The following is a 458-nucleotide window of genomic DNA, read 5'->3' on the forward strand; positions in this document are numbered from 1 at the left end:
CGCTTGATGTTGGTGCGGATCAAGTTTGTCGCCCGGTTGCGGGTTGATTTCTTTAATATGTGTGGCATCAAATGCTTTTTGCAGCTCGTTCAAAGTCATTTGCACACCCATTTTCAGCGCATCGAAATTGCCGCTTTGGTCCAGCAGCGCCATTTCGAGATAATCTTTAACCGGCAACATTTCTGCTGCAAATTTTTGTCCGGCGAATTTATGGGTATCGGCGATTTCTTGCTGATGGCGGCGGCGCAGGTTTTGCTCGTTTGCCAAACCGCGCAGCTCGCTGTCTTTGAGTTGGCCTTCCAACTCGGTGACACGCGCCTGAAGCTCTTCGTAAGTCAGTTCTGCTTGTTCGGTTTCAACGGTTTCGGCAGTTTCTACGGCTGCCGCTTCTTCTGCTTCGTGTTGATGTTGTTCGTTATGCTCCGTCATTTCTGACATCCTTTTAGCGTGTTGATATT

The 458-nt window shown here is 48.9% G+C and carries 1 protein-coding gene; it reads right to left on the bottom strand.

Annotated elements, in window-relative coordinates; genetic code table 11:
* Nucleotides 1–438: nucleotide exchange factor GrpE (gene grpE, locus ACTHUR_RS20415; protein ID WP_440400616.1), on the bottom strand; the 438-nt coding region annotated here is incomplete at its 3' end.
* Nucleotides 439–458: the final 20 nt, after the last annotated feature.

Source organism: Neisseria sp. P0021.S007 (assembly GCF_051956855.1).